Source organism: Halobellus captivus, assembly GCF_007655485.1.
Classification (GTDB): Archaea; Halobacteriota; Halobacteria; order Halobacteriales; family Haloferacaceae; genus Haloquadratum; species Haloquadratum captivum.
Map to the genome: position 1 here is coordinate 106,437 of NZ_VJXQ01000001.1, position 15,612 is coordinate 122,048.

A 15,612-nucleotide genomic window follows, 5' to 3' on the forward strand; every position below is an offset into this window, starting at 1 on the left:
TGTATTCTGTCATCGTGGTCTCCTCGCTCGTGACCGTCTTCGCCGCGGTCGCTGCCCCCCACTCGGGGGAAGGCCCACCGGCGGAGTCGAACCGCCGGGCGCAATCGATGCGCCGCGCCCGCGTGGGTCGATTCGCGCGTGCAGGGACGCTTAGACCGAAGCCTCCGGTCGCGATCCGTCGCTATTGCGGCACTGTTGCGCGTAGAATCCGAGGTCGAAGTCCACGGAATCGCCCTGAATTTCGTTGCCGACGTCGGTCGGCACCCACCAGTGCACACCGATGCAGTGACCTGTCTCCGGGTCGAAACAGTCCCGCGCTTCCGCGGTGTCTCCGTCGTCGTATCCCATATCACCGTCGCCGTCGAGGGGCACCATCCCGCCGTTGTTCTGGATGATGTCCATCGCCTCCGCGAGCGTGACCGGATCGTCGTGCTCGCCGTCGCCCTCGCCGAGGATGACCTGCTCGCCGGAGATCACGACCTGCGCGATCTCGTCGTAGATCGTCTGGAGGTCCGACGAATCTGGGGCCGCGTAGGCATCGCTGGGGTTGGACGCGATGCCCTCCATGAAGTCCTCGTCGGGACCGTCCCCAAGTGCGATGGTGAAAATGCGGATGCCATCGTCTTTCGCATCGTCGGCGGCGTCCTCAGTGTCCGACTCCGAATCCGGATCGCCGTCGCCGAGGACGATCATCACCTTGTTCGCACCAGGAGTCGCGTTGGTTCCGCTCATCAGTTCGTCGTGGGCGGTACTGATGCCGTCGCTCATATCCGTCGAACCGTCGGCGGTGTAGTCGATTGCGTCCTTGATCGCCTGGTAGTCGGTGGTGAGTTCCTGATCGAGCGACGCGCCGTTGGCGAAGGAGATGGCGGCACCCTCGTCGGGCGTCGAGAGCTGATCGACGAAGTTCTTCGCCGCGGTCTCTAAGTCGCCGATGGAGCCGCTCATCGAGCCGGATCGGTCACTGACCAGCGCGACCTCCAGCTCTTGGCCTTCCTCGCCGCTCCGGTCGAGTTGGTTGTCGCAGTCCTCGTCGTACCAGATTTCGACGAACGTGTTCTCCGCGAGTTCGCCGTCGTCTTCTTCTCCCTGCTCCAGTTCCGCTTCCTCGGGCTCGGTGGTCGTACCGCCGCTCTGGCTGAAATTGTCCGCGGTGAGCCAGATGTACCCCGGGTTGTCACAGAGGTGGAGACTGAACGTGATCTCGCCCTCGTCGCCGGGCTTGACGTCGTTCAGCGAGACCAAGCTCTCCTGGTCGCCGAAGTTCTCCTCGTAGTTCTGATCGAAGTTCTCGCAGGTGAGCGCGTCGACGATGTTCTTGTCGTCGTCGCTGTACTTCACGACGCCAGTGTTTCCACCGAGGTCGATCGACTGTTCTCCGTCGTCGTCGTGATCGGGGTGGGCGTTGACGAACTCCCAAGACTCCGAAGCCCCGTAGTAGGACTGCTGCCAGTCGACCTTGAGGTCGAGCGTGCCCGCCGTGATGGTGTTGTTTTCAAACGATTCCGTGTCGCTGAACAGCGCGCTCGTGCCGAGTCCGGCACCGGCCGAAGCCGCGCCGATGGCTCCGATGGAGCCGAGCACTTTGCGCCGCGTTAGATCGAGTTCGTATTCTGTCATCGTGGTTTCCTCGTTCGTGACCGTCTTTGCCGCGGTCGCTGCCCCCACTCGGGGGAAGACCCACCGGCGGAGTCGAACCGCCGTTACCGGCCGAACAAGGTGATCTCGGTCTCCCGAGAGCCCTCGTCTCGAAATGGGTCGGCTGACTGTCGCGTGGCTATTCGAGCGTGACGTCCTGGTAGGTGCTCGCGTCGTCGAACCCGTCAGGTCCGAAGCAGAACTCCGGCGTCAGGTTCACGACGACGTTTCCGCTGCCGCTGGGTGGTGTCTCACTGGCGTAGCCAGCCTTTCCACCGAGAGAGAAGCTGGTACCCAGTTTACTCCGGTCGATTTGGATGGTGAACCGGGCGTTGCCGTCCGCTGACGCGCTGATGTCACTCGGAAGCGGTCCAGTATTTCCTGAGGCGACTGGTTCTTCGTATTCGAATCCGGTCCCTTCGGTGTAGAGAACCTGGAAATCGCCGACGTCGTCATCGTCGGTGTCGAACGCCAGCCCGAAATTGTCGGGGAACTGCCCATCAACAGGATCCTTCGCTAAATCGATCGTGATGACGACCGGGTCCCCGAACAAGGCGACGTTCATCACCTGTTCGTCGCCGAGGTCGCCGTAGGGTAGTTCGATCGGATCACTAAAGTCGCAGCTCTGTGAGTCCGTTCCGCTAAATGCCCGATTTATCCGGAAGGTCTCACTACACGGATTATCGGATCCGTCGTTGTTTCGCGACTGTTCAGCGTAGAATTTGAGATCGAATTTGAGTGAATCGCCCTGGATTTCGTTGGCGACTTTCCTGGGCACTTTCCAGTCCAGACAGAGACAGTAGTTTTCACCGTCATTGGATCCAAGGAAGGGAGATTGTTCTCCAGGCTCCGGGAACCCACCGTTCGGGACCGTTGCCTCCCCATCGAGCGTGATCCCCGACTGGCCCATCGAAAGAAGCTCTGCGAGCGTGCCCGACCAGGCCTTCGCGACTTTCGAGACGTCCTCCGGGCCGAAGTTGTCTCCGATTTCACCGACTTCACAGTACTTGACGTCGACGTGGATGTTTTCCTCGAGTTCACCCTCGCCGTTGCCGTCCTCCGGTTCTGGCTCCGTGTACCCGTTTTCGCTCGAATCGGTGAGCGCCCCGCACATCCACAGGTACGCCGGGTTCGTCTCGATCCGGGGACAGAAGGCGATCAGGCCGCTGTCTCCCGGTTTCACGTCTCCCAGCTCCGCCGTGACAGCTTCACCGTCGGCAGTTCCGGACACGGTTCCAGTGCCAGCCGAACCCTGGTCCCAGTAGGAGTAGTAATCGACCAGGAGATCGAGCGTCCCGGCCGTCACGATGTTGTTCTCGAACGATTCCGTATCGCTGAACAGCGCACTCGTCCCCAGTCCGGCGCCCGCAGATGCGACGCCGATGGTTCCGAGTCCAGCCAATGCTTTCCGCCGCGAGATCTCAAACTTCTCTGTCATGGGTCATTCTCCCCCCGTCTGGGGGATGCCCACCGGCGGAGTCGAACCGCCGCGTGCAGACCCTCACAGAAGAGTCGGCACGAGCCCAGTGTGGGTTGATCCTCATCTCAACCCCACCGGGACTATCCCCATAGCTAATTGCGGCTTTTCTGACCTAATGCGACCCTCGGTCGTTTAATACGATGATTTTAGGACCTTGAGCGGCTAATACGCGATCGAACGACGTATTATATATTCGATCAAAGTCCGTAGTATATGCACCACTTACCGTGAGAACCACCGTGGAAGCCTCCGCTTAGAGAAACAAGTCATTCCGTTAAGGGGTATCATACTCGAATTAACGGCACATTCAATCGAACAGTCGAAAATTATCCGAACTCATTACTATATTGTCATCTCCTTACCGGTGCAGTACGGGAGCCATACATGAGCTATCCAGCCATACAGCGCGAGCAGAGCCTTTCGGAGACCGACATTCACGATCTCCTCAGAAACGACCGACGACGACAGACGATTAAGTGCCTCCAGTCGCACGGGCGCGAGGTAATGTTACGTGACCTCGCAGAGGAGATCGCCGAACGGGAGACCGGCGAGTCACCGGCACCGCGGAACATCCGCGACAGCGTGTATATCTCGCTGCACCAGAGCCACCTGCCGAAACTCGACGACGCGGGCGTCGTGGACTACGACCGCGACCGGAAGACGATCACGCTTCGCGAGGAGGCGCGCACGGTCGACGTCTATATGGAAGTCGTAACGAAGTACGGAATGACGTGGGCGTCGTACTATCGATCGCTCGGCGTCCTCTCGTTGTTTTTGATCGTCCTGACGATGGTCGACGCTCCAGTCATTTCGGTGATCGACCCGCTCATCGTTGCGACCGTCTTTCTCGCCGCACTGGCCGGATCGACGCTGTACCAACTCTGGTCGCGTCGATGGGTCTACCTGAACCGACTCTCCTAGAAATCAGTCGTCTGAGGGCTATGGGGCCGACTGCGACACGACAGCGCCGCCGTGAGTCATACATCGGCGACAACGCGACCACACTGCCAGCCACGCGTCGACGCGTCAGGGATCACACGTCGGCGTCGTCAGGGATTTCCTCGGGCGGGCGGTCGTCGCTCGCGACGCCGAAGTACCCGGGTTCGTCGCCCACGGGATCGTTGATCACGAGTTCGTCGGCGTGCGCCATCAGCCAGGGAATCGTCCACGCGACGACGCGGTCTTCGCTGTCCGCATCGAGCCGGGCCTCGGGATCCAGCCCCTGTAGCAGCCGGGCGATTTCCGAGACGGTGTACATCATGCCCGCATCGAGGACGTCTTCGGGTTCGTACAACTGGTACGGATAGAGCGTCTCGAACTCCGATTTCGGTTTCGGCATACCGTCACGTTAGTTTCCGAGGCCAAAAGTCCCGACGAGTCCCGGGCGGCGCTTTCGTCGATTGGCGGCGGTTCGTCGAATCGAGCTATCCCATCCGACTGAACCGTCCCGCTGAGTCGACGACGATTCCTGTCTCCCCCCAAACCGCGAGCGTCCGGACACCACCCGAGTCCGCATCGCGCTGCCAGTCAGTATATGTGTCCGCCGTCCGAGAATCAGGTATGCGAACTGTGGACGCCGCCGGGCTGTCGATCGGCGACGAGCACCCGCCACGGGTTATGGGCGTACTGAACGTCTCGGAGGAATCGCCGTACGACCCGAGCGTTTTCGACGACCCCGGCGAGGCCGCCGCCTACGTCGATCGCGAACTCATCGACGAGGGGGCCGACATCGTCGACGTCGGCCTCGAATCGGCGAACAAACGCTTCGAGGTGCTCTCCGCGGAGGAGGAACTCGAACGGCTCGATACGGCGATCGAGGCGATCGAAAGCGTCTCCGGCGACGCCGTCTTCTCGATCGAGACGCGGTATCACGAGGTCGCGGCGGCGGCGCTCTCGCGCGGCTTCGAGATGGTCAACGACATCTGCGGGTTCGCGGATCCCGAGATGCCGCGCGTTTGTGCGGACTACGATGTCGCGGTCGCAAAGATGGCCTCACCGCCGGATCTCACTCGGCCCGGAGCGGTCGAATCCACGGACGGGGCGGCGCGTAGCGCCGCCGAACGGGAGCGGAGCCGGAGCTACGCTGACGACATCTACGAGGCGCTCTCGCTGAACGGCTTCACCGACAAGACCATCGTCGATCCGGCGTTCGGCGGCTGGTCCGACGAGAAGACGCTCGAAGACGACCGGGAGACGTTCCGTCGCCTCCGGGAGTTCCGCGGTCTCGACCGTCCGATCCTCGTCTCGATCAATCGCAAGAACTTCCTCCGAGAGATCGCCGGGCGGTCGACAGAGGAGTCCCTCCCGGTTTCGCTGGCGGCGACGTCGATGGCGGTCGAACGCGGCGCGCGTGTGGTCCGAACGCACGACGTCCGAGAGACGCGCGACGCGGCGCTGATCGGATACGAGTTTGCGGCCTCCCGCTCTCGCAACCGGGCGTCGTCGCACGGTGCCGACTCCGGCGACGTCGCCGTCGAGGAACTGGATGTGACGACGACTCGCGAGGCGCGGCGACACCTCGAACGCGTCGGCGTCGAGTCGTCAGTCGACGCGTCGAAAGACGCGGTCGTCCGCACGTTTGAACTATCCGGACTGTCGGATGCGGCAGTCGGACGGCTCTCGACCGCAGCCGCCGAGGCCGGTGTAACAGTCGTGCCAAATACGGCGGCGGTGGCGAGCGCAACGACCGACGGCGGTGAGCCCGGCGGGAGGAGCCCCGGTCGAACAGTTCTGCTGTTCGGCACGCCACGCGGATACGCGACGCTCTTGAGGGTCTTCGAGAGTCGGTTCACCGACGACGGCCTCCTCGCGGCACTCGAAACGATCAGCGAATCCGCACGATGACTGTCCGGCTCGCTTCGTTCGTCAAACGCCTCAAACCTGCGATTATCCCGATTTCGCGCGTCAGACACCTCGTATCACCCTGTCTGAACCGAGTGAACACGGGAAAGCTTATGACGGATCGATTTAAACCCGACATCTGGAAGCCGGAAGGGCACGCGGGTAGGGGTACTTGGTGCCATTCCGGCTCGTACCGTCACGCCCGGGAGCGACAGCTATGAACTTCCAGACGTGGGAACCGGTCTACGAGTCGATCCTCGCGGACTTCGGCTACCCTCGCGACGGCGACGAGCGCGCTCGGGACGTCATCGCGGCGTATGCGGAACCGTTCGATTTCGACCGCCTCGACTGTCGCGGCGAGACGGTCGCGATCGTCGGGGCCGCGCCGTCGCTGCCCGCGGAAGTCGACCGCGTCGATGACGCAGACCGGGTTTTTGCCGCCTCGACGGCGACCGACGTCGTCCGTGAGGCCGGATTCTCGGTCGATCTGATGGTCACCGATCTGGATAAGAACCCCCAGACGGCCCTCGAACTAACGAATACGGGAACGCCGGTTGCCGCGCACGCGCACGGGGACAACGTTCCCCTCATCGAAGCGTGGGTCCCGAAATTCGAATCGGCGCACACGCTCGCGACGACGCAGGCGGAACCGATCGACGCCGTCTACAACTTTGGCGGATTCACCGACGGTGACCGGGCGGCGTTTCTGGCTGACGCCCTCGGGGCGGCAAAACTCCGCTTCGTCGGCTGGGAGTTCGACGATCCGGACGTCTCCGAGTCGAAGGCGAAGAAACTCCGGTGGGCCGAGCGACTGCTCCACCTGCTCGAACGCCGCCGCGGGGAGCGTTTTTCGCCCCTCGACGGGCGGCGCGATTCGATCGATCCGATTCCGACGCCGTAGGGCACGCTCGGACAGATCGCGCTCGTATGAGCCATGCGAGTCACGAACGAACGGGTCGCAGTCGAACGGGCACCAATCGAACGGATTGTGACCGCCTCGCCGGATCGAATCTGCCGTTACGTTGACGGGGCGCGCGTCCGTCCGCTCGGTATGCAGATTCACTGGCACCGCAGAGACCTCCGAGCGTCGGACAACCGGGCGCTCGCCGAGGCGACCACGGCGGCCACACCGGAAGGCTCGGCTAGTGCTGGCTCCCTCCGCGACCCGGTTCTCCCCGTCTTCGTCTTCGACGATTCCGTCCTCGAACACGCCGCGGCGCCCCGCGTGCGGTATCTCCTGGATTCGCTCGCCGAACTGCGCGCGTGGTACCGCGAGCGCGGTTCCGACCTCCTCGTCGCCCGCGGCGATCCCGTGGACGTGATCCCCGAAATCGCCGTCGAGTGCGACGCAGAGCGCGTCGTCTGGAACAGCGACTACTCGGGGCTCGCCACCGAACGCGACGCGGCGGTCCGAAAAGCGCTCGACGACGTCGATGTCGACAGGGCGTCGTTCCACGACGCGATCTTCCACGAGCCCGGCTCGATCACCACCAACGAGGGCGAGCACTACTCCGTGTTCACCTACTTCTGGAAGAAGTGGCGCGACCGCGAGAAGCCGAACCCGTTCCCTGATCCCGCCGCCAGTGCGCTCGTCGATGCCGACGTACTTACTGACGCCACTGATATCGACGCCACCGACGAACTACCGCCACCGACCGCGGGGGATTCGCTTCCGACGATCCAAGAGCTGGGCTTCGACGAGCCCGATGCCGACATCCAGCCCGCCGGAACCGAGGCCGCCCGGACGCGACTCGACGACTTCTGCGCGGGCCCGATCTTCCGGTACGAGGCGGATCGAGATTACCCGACGCGCGAGGCGGTCTCGCACCTCTCGGCTGATCTGAAGTTCGGGACGATCGGGATTCGAGAGGTGTACGCCGCGACCGATGACGCGGCGGCCCGGGCCGACAGCGACGGCGACACGGATTCAGTCGAGGAGTTCCAGTCCCAACTCGCGTGGCGGGAGTTCTACGCCCACGTGCTGTTTTACAACCCCGAAATCGTCTCCGAGAACTTCCGTGAGTACGACAACGACATCGAGTGGCGAAACGATCCAGACGAGTTGCGCGCGTGGAAGGACGGCGAAACTGGCTATCCGATCGTCGACGCCGGGATGCGGGAGTTGAAAGCCGAGGCGTACATACACAACCGCGTTCGGATGATCGTCGCCTCGTTTCTCACGAAGGACCTCCTCACCGACTGGCGGGAGGGATACGACCACTTCCGGCGGTACCTCGTCGACCACGACACCGCCAACGACAACGGCGGCTGGCAGTGGGCCGCGTCGACGGGGACGGACGCGCAACCGTACTTCCGCATCTTCAATCCGATGACGCAGGGCGAGCGATACGATCCCGACGCGGAGTACATCAAGCGGTACGTCCCCGAACTCCGCGACGCCGACCCCGACATAATACACGAGTGGCACGAACTGTCGCCGACGCAGCGGCACCACGCCGCGCCGGAGTACCCCGAACCGATCGTCGACCACGCCGACCGGCGGGAGGCCGTGCTGGCGATGTTCGAAGCTGCTCGCGGCGACGACTGATCTGCGGAATCGTTCCGGGACGTGCTTTGTTATCACACCCCCCTTAAACTTTAACAGCGATCCGAACGTGTGATAGAGCGGAGGCTATCTTAATGAGCTACGAACTCGATCCCCTTCCGTACGACTACGACGCGCTTGAACCGCACATCTCCGAGCAGGTCCTCACGTGGCACCACGACACCCACCATCAGGGCTACGTGAACGGCTGGAACGCTGCCGAGGAGACGCTCGAAGAGAACCGCGACGACGGAGACTTCTCCTCGTCGGCTGGCGCGATCCGGAACGTGACCCACAACGGCAGCGGTCACGTTCTCCACGACCTCTTCTGGAACTCGATGTCGCCGGAGGGCGGCGACGAACCGACTGGCGCGCTCGCGGACCGAATCGAGCAGGACTTCGGCTCGTATGAGGCTTGGAAGGGCGAGTTCGAGGCCGCGGCGTCCGCCGCTGGCGGCTGGGCGCTTCTCGTCTACGACTCGTTCTCGAACCAGCTGCGCAACGTGGTCGTCGACAAGCACGACCAGGGCGCGCTCTGGGGCAGCCATCCGATCCTCGCGCTGGACGTCTGGGAGCACTCCTACTACCACGACTACGGCCCGGCCCGCGGCGACTTCATCGGCAACTTCTTCGAGGTCGTCGACTGGGAGGAACCCAGCGCCCGCTACGAGCAGGCTGTCGAACTCTTCGAGTAAGCGACGACGCGCACATCCCGACATTTTTTCCGCGACCTCGACGCCGTGAGTGAAATCGCGGTGTGAGTCTCCCGTAGTCTTATTTTCCGAGTCGACCGTCTTCGAGTATGGCGTTTCACCTCTCGCGCGCGTTCGTCGACGGCATCAGGCGAGTCCTCACCCGGACCGGCGCTGTCCTGTTTGTGGTACTTCTCCTCATTCAGTTTCTCGTTCAGGCGTCGATCAACACGGCTGTCCTCGGAACCTTCCCGCCGGAGGCGTCCGAACAGGTCGGCAGTCTCGGGCTGACGTTACCCGTCTCCGGGTCGGTCGGTTGGGGCCTCTTCGCGGCCGCGTTCGTCCTGGTCTCGATGTACTTCGTGGCGCTCTCCAGAGCGTTCGTCCGGCCGATGGAAGAACTGTCCGCGTTCCCCGGAGAACTGTATCAGCGGAGAGTTGGCCGTGCGACCCTCTCGATGATCGTCGGCGGAGTCGTCGTCGGCGTGTCGGTCACGATCGGACTGGCGTTTTTCCTCCTGCCGGGCATCTTCCTCGCCGCCTGCTTTCTGTGTTTCATCTTCGCGGTCGGTGTCGAAGACTGCGGCACGCTCAGTGCGCTCAGACGGAGTTGGGACCTCTCGCGAGGCAACCGCCTGAAACTCTCGGCCATCGTCGTTCTCAGCGGCGCGATCGGCGGGACGATCGGCATCGTCGGGACCGTCTTCGATCTCGCCGCCGCCCCCGTGATCGCGGAACTCCTCACCAACACGCTCAGCACCGTCCTCTTCGTTTTCGTCTACGGGGTTATGGCGGCCTCCTACCTGCAACTCCGCGAGGAGCGGGCACAGCCCGACTCCGACGAAACGGCGGGGACTGCCATCGACGGAGCGCAACGCTAACCCTCACGTCGAACAACGCTGCGATTTCACCAGTCGGCGGTCAACGGTGCAGTTTCGCCCACTGACCGTGCGGTTCCGTCCATCGTCGGTGCGGCTTCGTCCATCGACGGCCTCGGATCACGACAACGGCACCCGCGACTGTCGTGGTACCGTGACCCGCACAAGTCTTATCCGTGGACGGGGTGTACGTTTGTTTGCAATGGCAAACGGTAAGGTTGATTTCTTCAACGACACAGGCGGTTACGGTTTCATTTCGACGGACGACGCTGACGACGACGTTTTCTTCCACATGGAAGATGTTGGTGGCCCGGACCTCGAAGAAGGACAGGACGTCGACTTCGAGATCGAATCCTCGCCCAAGGGACCGCGCGCGACGAACCTCGTTCGTAACTAATACCGACTTCAGTCGCCTCACGGCGACGATGGACGGCACATAATTTTCCCGAGTTCACTCGGGTAATTTCCACACTACTGAGCCGCAGGTCTCGGCTCCGACTGGGGACCTCGGGTTCACTGAACAGATCCAGTTCTCACGAGCAGTCCGAAACGCTCAGTTTCGCGGCGCGCTTCTCTTCCCTCGTGACTGCCGAGCGCGACGCCGCCGACCGAGCGGACGACGAGGGGGACCGACAGGACAGCGAGACCCGAACCGGTGCGTTCGTGGTTTCGGACGACGCCGAACGCCGGGACGCCTTCGATCTTCGACGAGCCGTGTTCGTCGAGGAACAGGGCGTCGACGAGGAGATCGAGTGGGACGAACACGACGAGCCGGACGCCGATGCGACGCACTTCGTCGCCTACGATGACGGCGACGTCGTCGGGGCGGCCCGATTCCGAGGCGTCGACGGCGAAGTCGGAAAAGTCGAACGCGTCGCCGTCGCCGCCGACAGGCGGGGCGAGGACTGGGGCCGTCGCGTGATGGACGCCGTCGAGTCGCACGCGCACGCCGATGGTTTCGATCGACTCGCGCTCCACGCGCAGACGCAGGTCCGCGGGTTCTACGAGCGACTCGGCTACGACGCCTTCGGAGAGGAGTTCGAGGAGGCGGGGATTCCGCACATCGAGATGGAGAAGGAACTGGCGTCGAATCGCTGATTTTGTTGCTGACGTTTTTATACCGGGACGAGGCCAACGCCTCTATGATCTGAGAGCTGCTCCGCGTCGTGCAGCGGTTGCTCGGCACGTCGGCGCGGTGTGATACGTGATGGCAATGCCGCGAGCGAGGCCGTCGTCGCGAATCGATAGCGGGTGCCGACTGTTCGCCAGTATTCCACGATTCGACAGTCAGGACAGTCGTTTCGAGACGTACGGCCCGTCCTGATGGTACCCCAGCTTCTGCCGGTAGTACTCGCGCGCGCCGATGCCGGAGATGATCGCGAGCGCATCGTAGCCCGCGTCGGCGGCGAGCTCCTCCGCCCGCCCGATCAACCGTCGACCGTACCCCTTGTGCTGCCATTCCCCCTCGCCGCTGCCGATTCCCGCTTCGCTCCCGTAGACGTGTAGCTCGCGGACGATCGCGGCATTTTCGAGCTCTCGGCGAACCGGGTCGTTCGGGAAGCGGAGCCGACAGAACCCCACCAGCAAGTCCTCGACGGGGTCCTCGAACGCGAGGAAGTGCTCGGTGCCGCCCGCGACGTCGTACGTCTTCACGTTCAGCTCGACCCGCTCGGGATCGGGATCAGCATCGTTCATCCCGGCTTCGCGAGCGCGGATGTCCCTGACTTCGATCCCCTTCTCCTCGGCGCGCTGCTCGGCGAGTTGCCGGAGGTTCGACTTCCAGACGCCCGCGTCGATGAAGTCCGCGGGAATGTCGCGTTGGACGCGCTGGAGGCGCGTGTACTCGGGTATCATCCCCATCACCTCAGCGACGATCTCCGCGGCCTCGTCGTTGCCGAGGGGCTCGAACTCGTCGCGGCGCCACTGGTCGTAGACGCGCGTTCCGCGCACGACGAGCGTCGGGTAGATCTTGAGGTAGTCCGGGCGGTACTCCTCGCGCTCGAACAGTTGCCGGAAGTCCTCGAGAATCATCTCCCTCGTCATCCCCGGCTGCCCCGGCATCATATGGAACCCGACCTTAAACCCCGAGTCCCGCAGCCTGCGGTTCGCGTCGATCGACGCCTGCACGCCGTGGCCGCGGTGCATCTCCCGATTTATCCGCTCGTAGGTCGTCTGGACGCCGACCTCTACCTTCGTCGCACCCAGATCGAGCATCCGATCGATCTGCTCGGGATCGCACCAGTCGGGTTTCGTCTCGAACGTCGTGCCGATGTTTCGGATGTCGGCCGTCTCGTTCTCGGCGATGACGTCCCCGACGTATCGAAACTCGACGTTCTCGGGATCGGGCTTGAACGATTGGTCCTCCGCGGGACGGGGATTCGAATCCAGGTCGTAGTCGTTCAGCGCCTCCAGCGCGCGCTTGACGAACCACTCCTGGTAGTCGTGGCTCCGCGCGGTCATCGTCCCGCCCATCAGGATGAGTTCGACCTTGTCGACGGGGTGGCCGATGTGTCTGAGCTGTTCGAGCCGGAGCGTCACCTGTCCGTAGGGGTCGTAATCGTTCTGCTCGCCGCGGGCGGCCGCGGGCTCGTGGCCGGTGTACGACTGCGAGGAGTCGAACTCCGAGGCCGGGCCGCCGGGACAGTACAGGCACTTCCCGTGCGGGCACATATGCGGCGACGTCATTATCGCCACCGGGGAGACGCCCGAGGCAGTTCGGACGGGCTTTCGGCGCACTACCTCCTTGACCTTCTCGCGCCGTCCGTCGGGGGCGTACTGGAGGATCTCCGCGTTCTTCGGCACCTTCGGCGAGGAGTGCGTCGAACAGGCTTCGAGCTTCGCCGACTCCAAGTCGTCGCGCTCGACGTCTCCATCCAGGATTCGCTCGACGAGGGCCTCGCAGGTGCGTCGGAACGCCTCCGATTCTGTGGGGTCCGCCTCCGACTCGGGGTCCGACCCGGCGTCGGTACTCATCGGGAAATCACCTCGCGCGGTCGCGACGAGCGGCGGTTCATTACTCCCAGTTGGTCCCGTTTCGCGGTTAAGCGTGTCGCTCCGGAGCATCCAACCATCTGTCGAAATCACGCCGAACGGGTCGGAAACCCGACCCGAGCGGTGTCGGGATATCACTTTGGCCGTGGTCGGCGGAATCTCAGCGTGGATTGACGGCAGCTCCAGCGTTGACCGACACCGTCTCAGCGTTGATCGGAGACCGTCACAGAAAAGCTGGGAACTGTCTTCAGAGCTGGTCGACGACGGCCTCGGTGACGGCGTCGACGACGGCGTCGCGCGCGCCGGAGAGGAACTCGACGCGGTTCTGCCGGATTCCGACGGCCGTGATGCCGCCCTCGGGAACCGCCTCGTCGGCGGCTGCGGCGGCCTCTCGAACGTCGACGTCGGCGTCCGCGCGGACGAACAGTTCGTCGGTCGCGTAGACGACTGTCACCGACCGGTCGTCGGCCTGCCGGTGCAGCGCGTCCGCCAGCAGCGACGTCGGCGGGAAGTCGAATCGATGGCTGTAGGAGTCCGCATCCAGGACGGCGAGGTCGACGCCGTCGACCTCGCGACTTTCGAGGTTCGCCTCCGCGGTTTCGACCTCGTCACCGAGTTTGATCCGGTACTGCTCGGAGACGTGACCGGCGAGGCCGCCGTCGTCCTCGAACAGGAGGTCGGTGATGAGTTCCCGCTTGTCCTGATACGACTGGTAGTACGCCTCAAGGGCGACCGCCTCGCGGAGCTCTCGCGTCCGGTCGACGTCGTATCCCGCGTCGCCCGCGAGGTCGACGTACGCCCCCGGCGCGTTCTCCCAGTAGCTCACGGCGGGCAGATGCGCGAGGTCGTCGGACACATCCGCGTTGACCGCAGCCGCGAGGTTGGCACCGAGTGCGCCCGTCGAGAGGTCGCTTCCGTCGACATCGGCGAGGCTCGGCGAGACGAGCGCGCTCGCCTCGTCGACGATCTCCGGATCGACCGCCTCCGCGTCGACGATGACTCTGGAGGCACCGTAGACGCCGAGCAGTCCGAGGCCGTCGAGGGAGTCGGTCGTGCCGCCGACGCCGACGAGGACGACGAGCGGCAGTTTCTCGTCGTGGCGCTCGTTGTCCTGCAGCATCCGCGTCACGTCCTTCGTCGCGGCGTCCATCCCGTAGACGGGGTCGTCGAGCGGACGCCGCGTGAAGAAGTGGTACTCCGCGTCCGCGCGGGCGTGCTCCTCGCGAATCAGCGGAAGCACGGCCCGTTCGACGGCCGCGCCAGCGACGTAGCCGTCCGCCGTGGCGGCGTGACGGACGACGATCGGACGCGACTCCAACACGGCCGCGCGGATCTCCTCGGCGGCGTCAGCGAGCTGGTCGGTGACGGCCTCGACGGCGTCGTCGTCGGCGAGCGGTTCGACCGACTCGGGGCGGGCCTTCGCCGAGAGCGCGTCCGCGAGCCGTTCTTCCACTGCCTCTGCCTCGTCACCGGTGAGCGCGACCAGGTCCTCGGTCTCGATCTGGAGTTCGCCGCGGCGGAGCTCGACTTCGCCGTCGAGTCGCACCGCGTCGCCCTCCTCGATCTCGGGGTAGGCGCGGACGCCCGCCTCGACGAACGCCGCGCAGTCGACGACGCCAGTCTCGTCTCGCACCTCGAAGATCGTCGGACCGCCGGTCTGTCGCGCACCGACGACTTCGCCCTCGATTCTGACGAGGTCGCCGACGCGATCGTCGAGAGAGTCGACGGAGGCTCGCTCCGGTTCCTCGTCGTCCGCCGCGGCGGATTCCGCGGCATCCGGTTCCTCGGCGGCATCCGATTTCTCGGAAACATCCGATTCGACTGCATCGTCGGATTCAGGCTCCGATACATCCGCTGCGTCCGATTCGGTCGTCGCGGCTCCGTTCCCCGCCGCCTCGCCCGCCGATGCGCCCTCGGACGTGGCCTCGTCGAACTCGAACGCGCTCTCTTCGGTGCGCTCCGACCCGGCGTCGTCGGATGTGCTGTCTGCTTCCGACTCTCCCGACGCTTCCGATTCCCGCGTCGCGGCCGCCTCGGTGCCGTTCCCGGTACGTGATGCCGTTGAGATCCCCTTCGGCTTCTTCTTCACCGGCGTCGGACCGTCGTCGGACTCGCTGCTGTCGATCTCCGCCCCGTCGTCGTCGCCGTCGGGATCGTGAACCCGAGCGCCGCGGAACTCCGATTCGGACTGGCGGATCGACCAGCCGAGGTCGATGTTGCCGTTGCTTCTGACGTTCTTCACTTGCACGAACACCGTGTCGCCAGAGTCCCAATCGAGACTCTCCAAGCGGCGGTCGAGTTCGCTACGGTGCAGCAGCCCGGTGACCCCGGGTGCGAGATCGACGAAAACGCCGAAATCCGCAAATCCATCGACGGTACCCTTGTAAAACCGCCCCGGCGTGAGTTGTTTCGGGGAATTTCCCCTGAAATCGAACCAGACGTCCTCGTCGTGCGTAATCCAATCCATTGACAGAGTAAAATGGGTCGCGCCTAAAACGACTGTCGAATTCCCGCTCGCCGATCGGGCAGTCGTCGCCGGACTACGCC

13 protein-coding genes are annotated in these 15,612 nt (G+C 63.9%); 8 read left to right on the forward strand and 5 right to left on the reverse strand.

Annotation, left to right across the window (positions count from 1 at the left end; genetic code table 11):
* Window positions 1-150: 150 nt before the first annotated feature.
* Together FJT57_RS00470 and FJT57_RS00475 are read right to left on the reverse strand one after the other, a co-directional pair.
* Window positions 151-1,620, reverse strand: a complete 1,470-nt coding sequence (locus FJT57_RS00470; protein WP_144900853.1) for a vWA domain-containing protein — start codon at window positions 1,618-1,620, stop codon at window positions 151-153.
* A 157-nt stretch (window positions 1,621-1,777) separates the two neighbouring features.
* Complete coding sequence (locus FJT57_RS00475) at window positions 1,778-3,076, reverse strand: SipW-dependent-type signal peptide-containing protein (RefSeq protein WP_144900854.1); 1,299 nt, start codon at window positions 3,074-3,076, stop codon at window positions 1,778-1,780.
* 426 nt (window positions 3,077-3,502) lie between these two features.
* Between FJT57_RS00475 and FJT57_RS00480 the strand changes: the two genes are divergently transcribed.
* Window positions 3,503-4,039, forward strand: coding sequence for a DUF7344 domain-containing protein (locus FJT57_RS00480; protein WP_144900855.1), 537 nt, complete (start codon window positions 3,503-3,505; stop codon window positions 4,037-4,039).
* Between the two features lie 112 nt (window positions 4,040-4,151).
* On the opposite strand, the gene FJT57_RS00485 is transcribed toward FJT57_RS00480, so the two are convergent.
* On the reverse strand, window positions 4,152-4,457 hold the full coding sequence (locus FJT57_RS00485) for a DUF5827 family protein (RefSeq protein ID WP_144900856.1): 306 nt from the start codon (window positions 4,455-4,457) through the stop codon (window positions 4,152-4,154).
* A gap of 221 nt (window positions 4,458-4,678) precedes the next feature.
* Here FJT57_RS00485 and folP point away from each other — a divergent pair, with 221 nt between their 5' ends.
* The 7 genes from folP to FJT57_RS00520 all read left to right on the forward strand — a co-directional run bounded on the left by folP (window position 4,679) and on the right by FJT57_RS00520 (window position 11,172).
* Window positions 4,679-5,962, forward strand: coding sequence for a dihydropteroate synthase (folP, locus tag FJT57_RS00490; protein WP_144900857.1), 1,284 nt, complete (start codon window positions 4,679-4,681; stop codon window positions 5,960-5,962).
* A 214-nt stretch (window positions 5,963-6,176) separates the two neighbouring features.
* The gene (locus FJT57_RS00495) at window positions 6,177-6,860 is read left to right on the forward strand and encodes a 6-hydroxymethylpterin diphosphokinase MptE-like protein (protein ID WP_144900858.1); all 684 of its coding nucleotides are present in this window, start codon (window positions 6,177-6,179) and stop codon (window positions 6,858-6,860) included.
* 150 nt (window positions 6,861-7,010) lie between these two features.
* The gene (locus FJT57_RS00500) at window positions 7,011-8,507 is read left to right on the forward strand and encodes a cryptochrome/photolyase family protein (protein WP_144900859.1); all 1,497 of its coding nucleotides are present in this window, start codon (window positions 7,011-7,013) and stop codon (window positions 8,505-8,507) included.
* A 92-nt stretch (window positions 8,508-8,599) separates the two neighbouring features.
* Window positions 8,600-9,199, forward strand: a complete 600-nt coding sequence (sod, locus tag FJT57_RS00505) for a superoxide dismutase (protein ID WP_144900860.1) — start codon at window positions 8,600-8,602, stop codon at window positions 9,197-9,199.
* A 107-nt stretch (window positions 9,200-9,306) separates the two neighbouring features.
* Window positions 9,307-10,077, forward strand: coding sequence for a hypothetical protein (locus FJT57_RS16815; RefSeq protein ID WP_238993867.1), 771 nt, complete (start codon window positions 9,307-9,309; stop codon window positions 10,075-10,077).
* A gap of 199 nt (window positions 10,078-10,276) precedes the next feature.
* Window positions 10,277-10,471, forward strand: coding sequence for a cold-shock protein (locus FJT57_RS00515; RefSeq protein ID WP_144900861.1), 195 nt, complete (start codon window positions 10,277-10,279; stop codon window positions 10,469-10,471).
* A 266-nt stretch (window positions 10,472-10,737) separates the two neighbouring features.
* A complete protein-coding gene (locus FJT57_RS00520) occupies window positions 10,738-11,172 on the forward strand; it encodes a GNAT family N-acetyltransferase (RefSeq protein ID WP_203229102.1) in 435 nt (144 codons plus the stop codon).
* Window positions 11,173-11,361: 189 nt separating this feature from the next.
* On the opposite strand, the gene FJT57_RS00525 is transcribed toward FJT57_RS00520, so the two are convergent.
* Both FJT57_RS00525 and FJT57_RS00530 read right to left on the reverse strand, forming a co-directional pair.
* A complete protein-coding gene (locus FJT57_RS00525) occupies window positions 11,362-13,047 on the reverse strand; it encodes a tRNA uridine(34) 5-carboxymethylaminomethyl modification radical SAM/GNAT enzyme Elp3 (protein ID WP_203229060.1) in 1,686 nt (561 codons plus the stop codon).
* Between the two features lie 265 nt (window positions 13,048-13,312).
* Window positions 13,313-15,532 (reverse strand): DHH family phosphoesterase, encoded by a 2,220-nt coding sequence (locus FJT57_RS00530; RefSeq protein ID WP_144900864.1) that lies wholly within the window; start codon window positions 15,530-15,532, stop codon window positions 13,313-13,315.
* Window positions 15,533-15,612 lie beyond the last annotated feature (80 nt).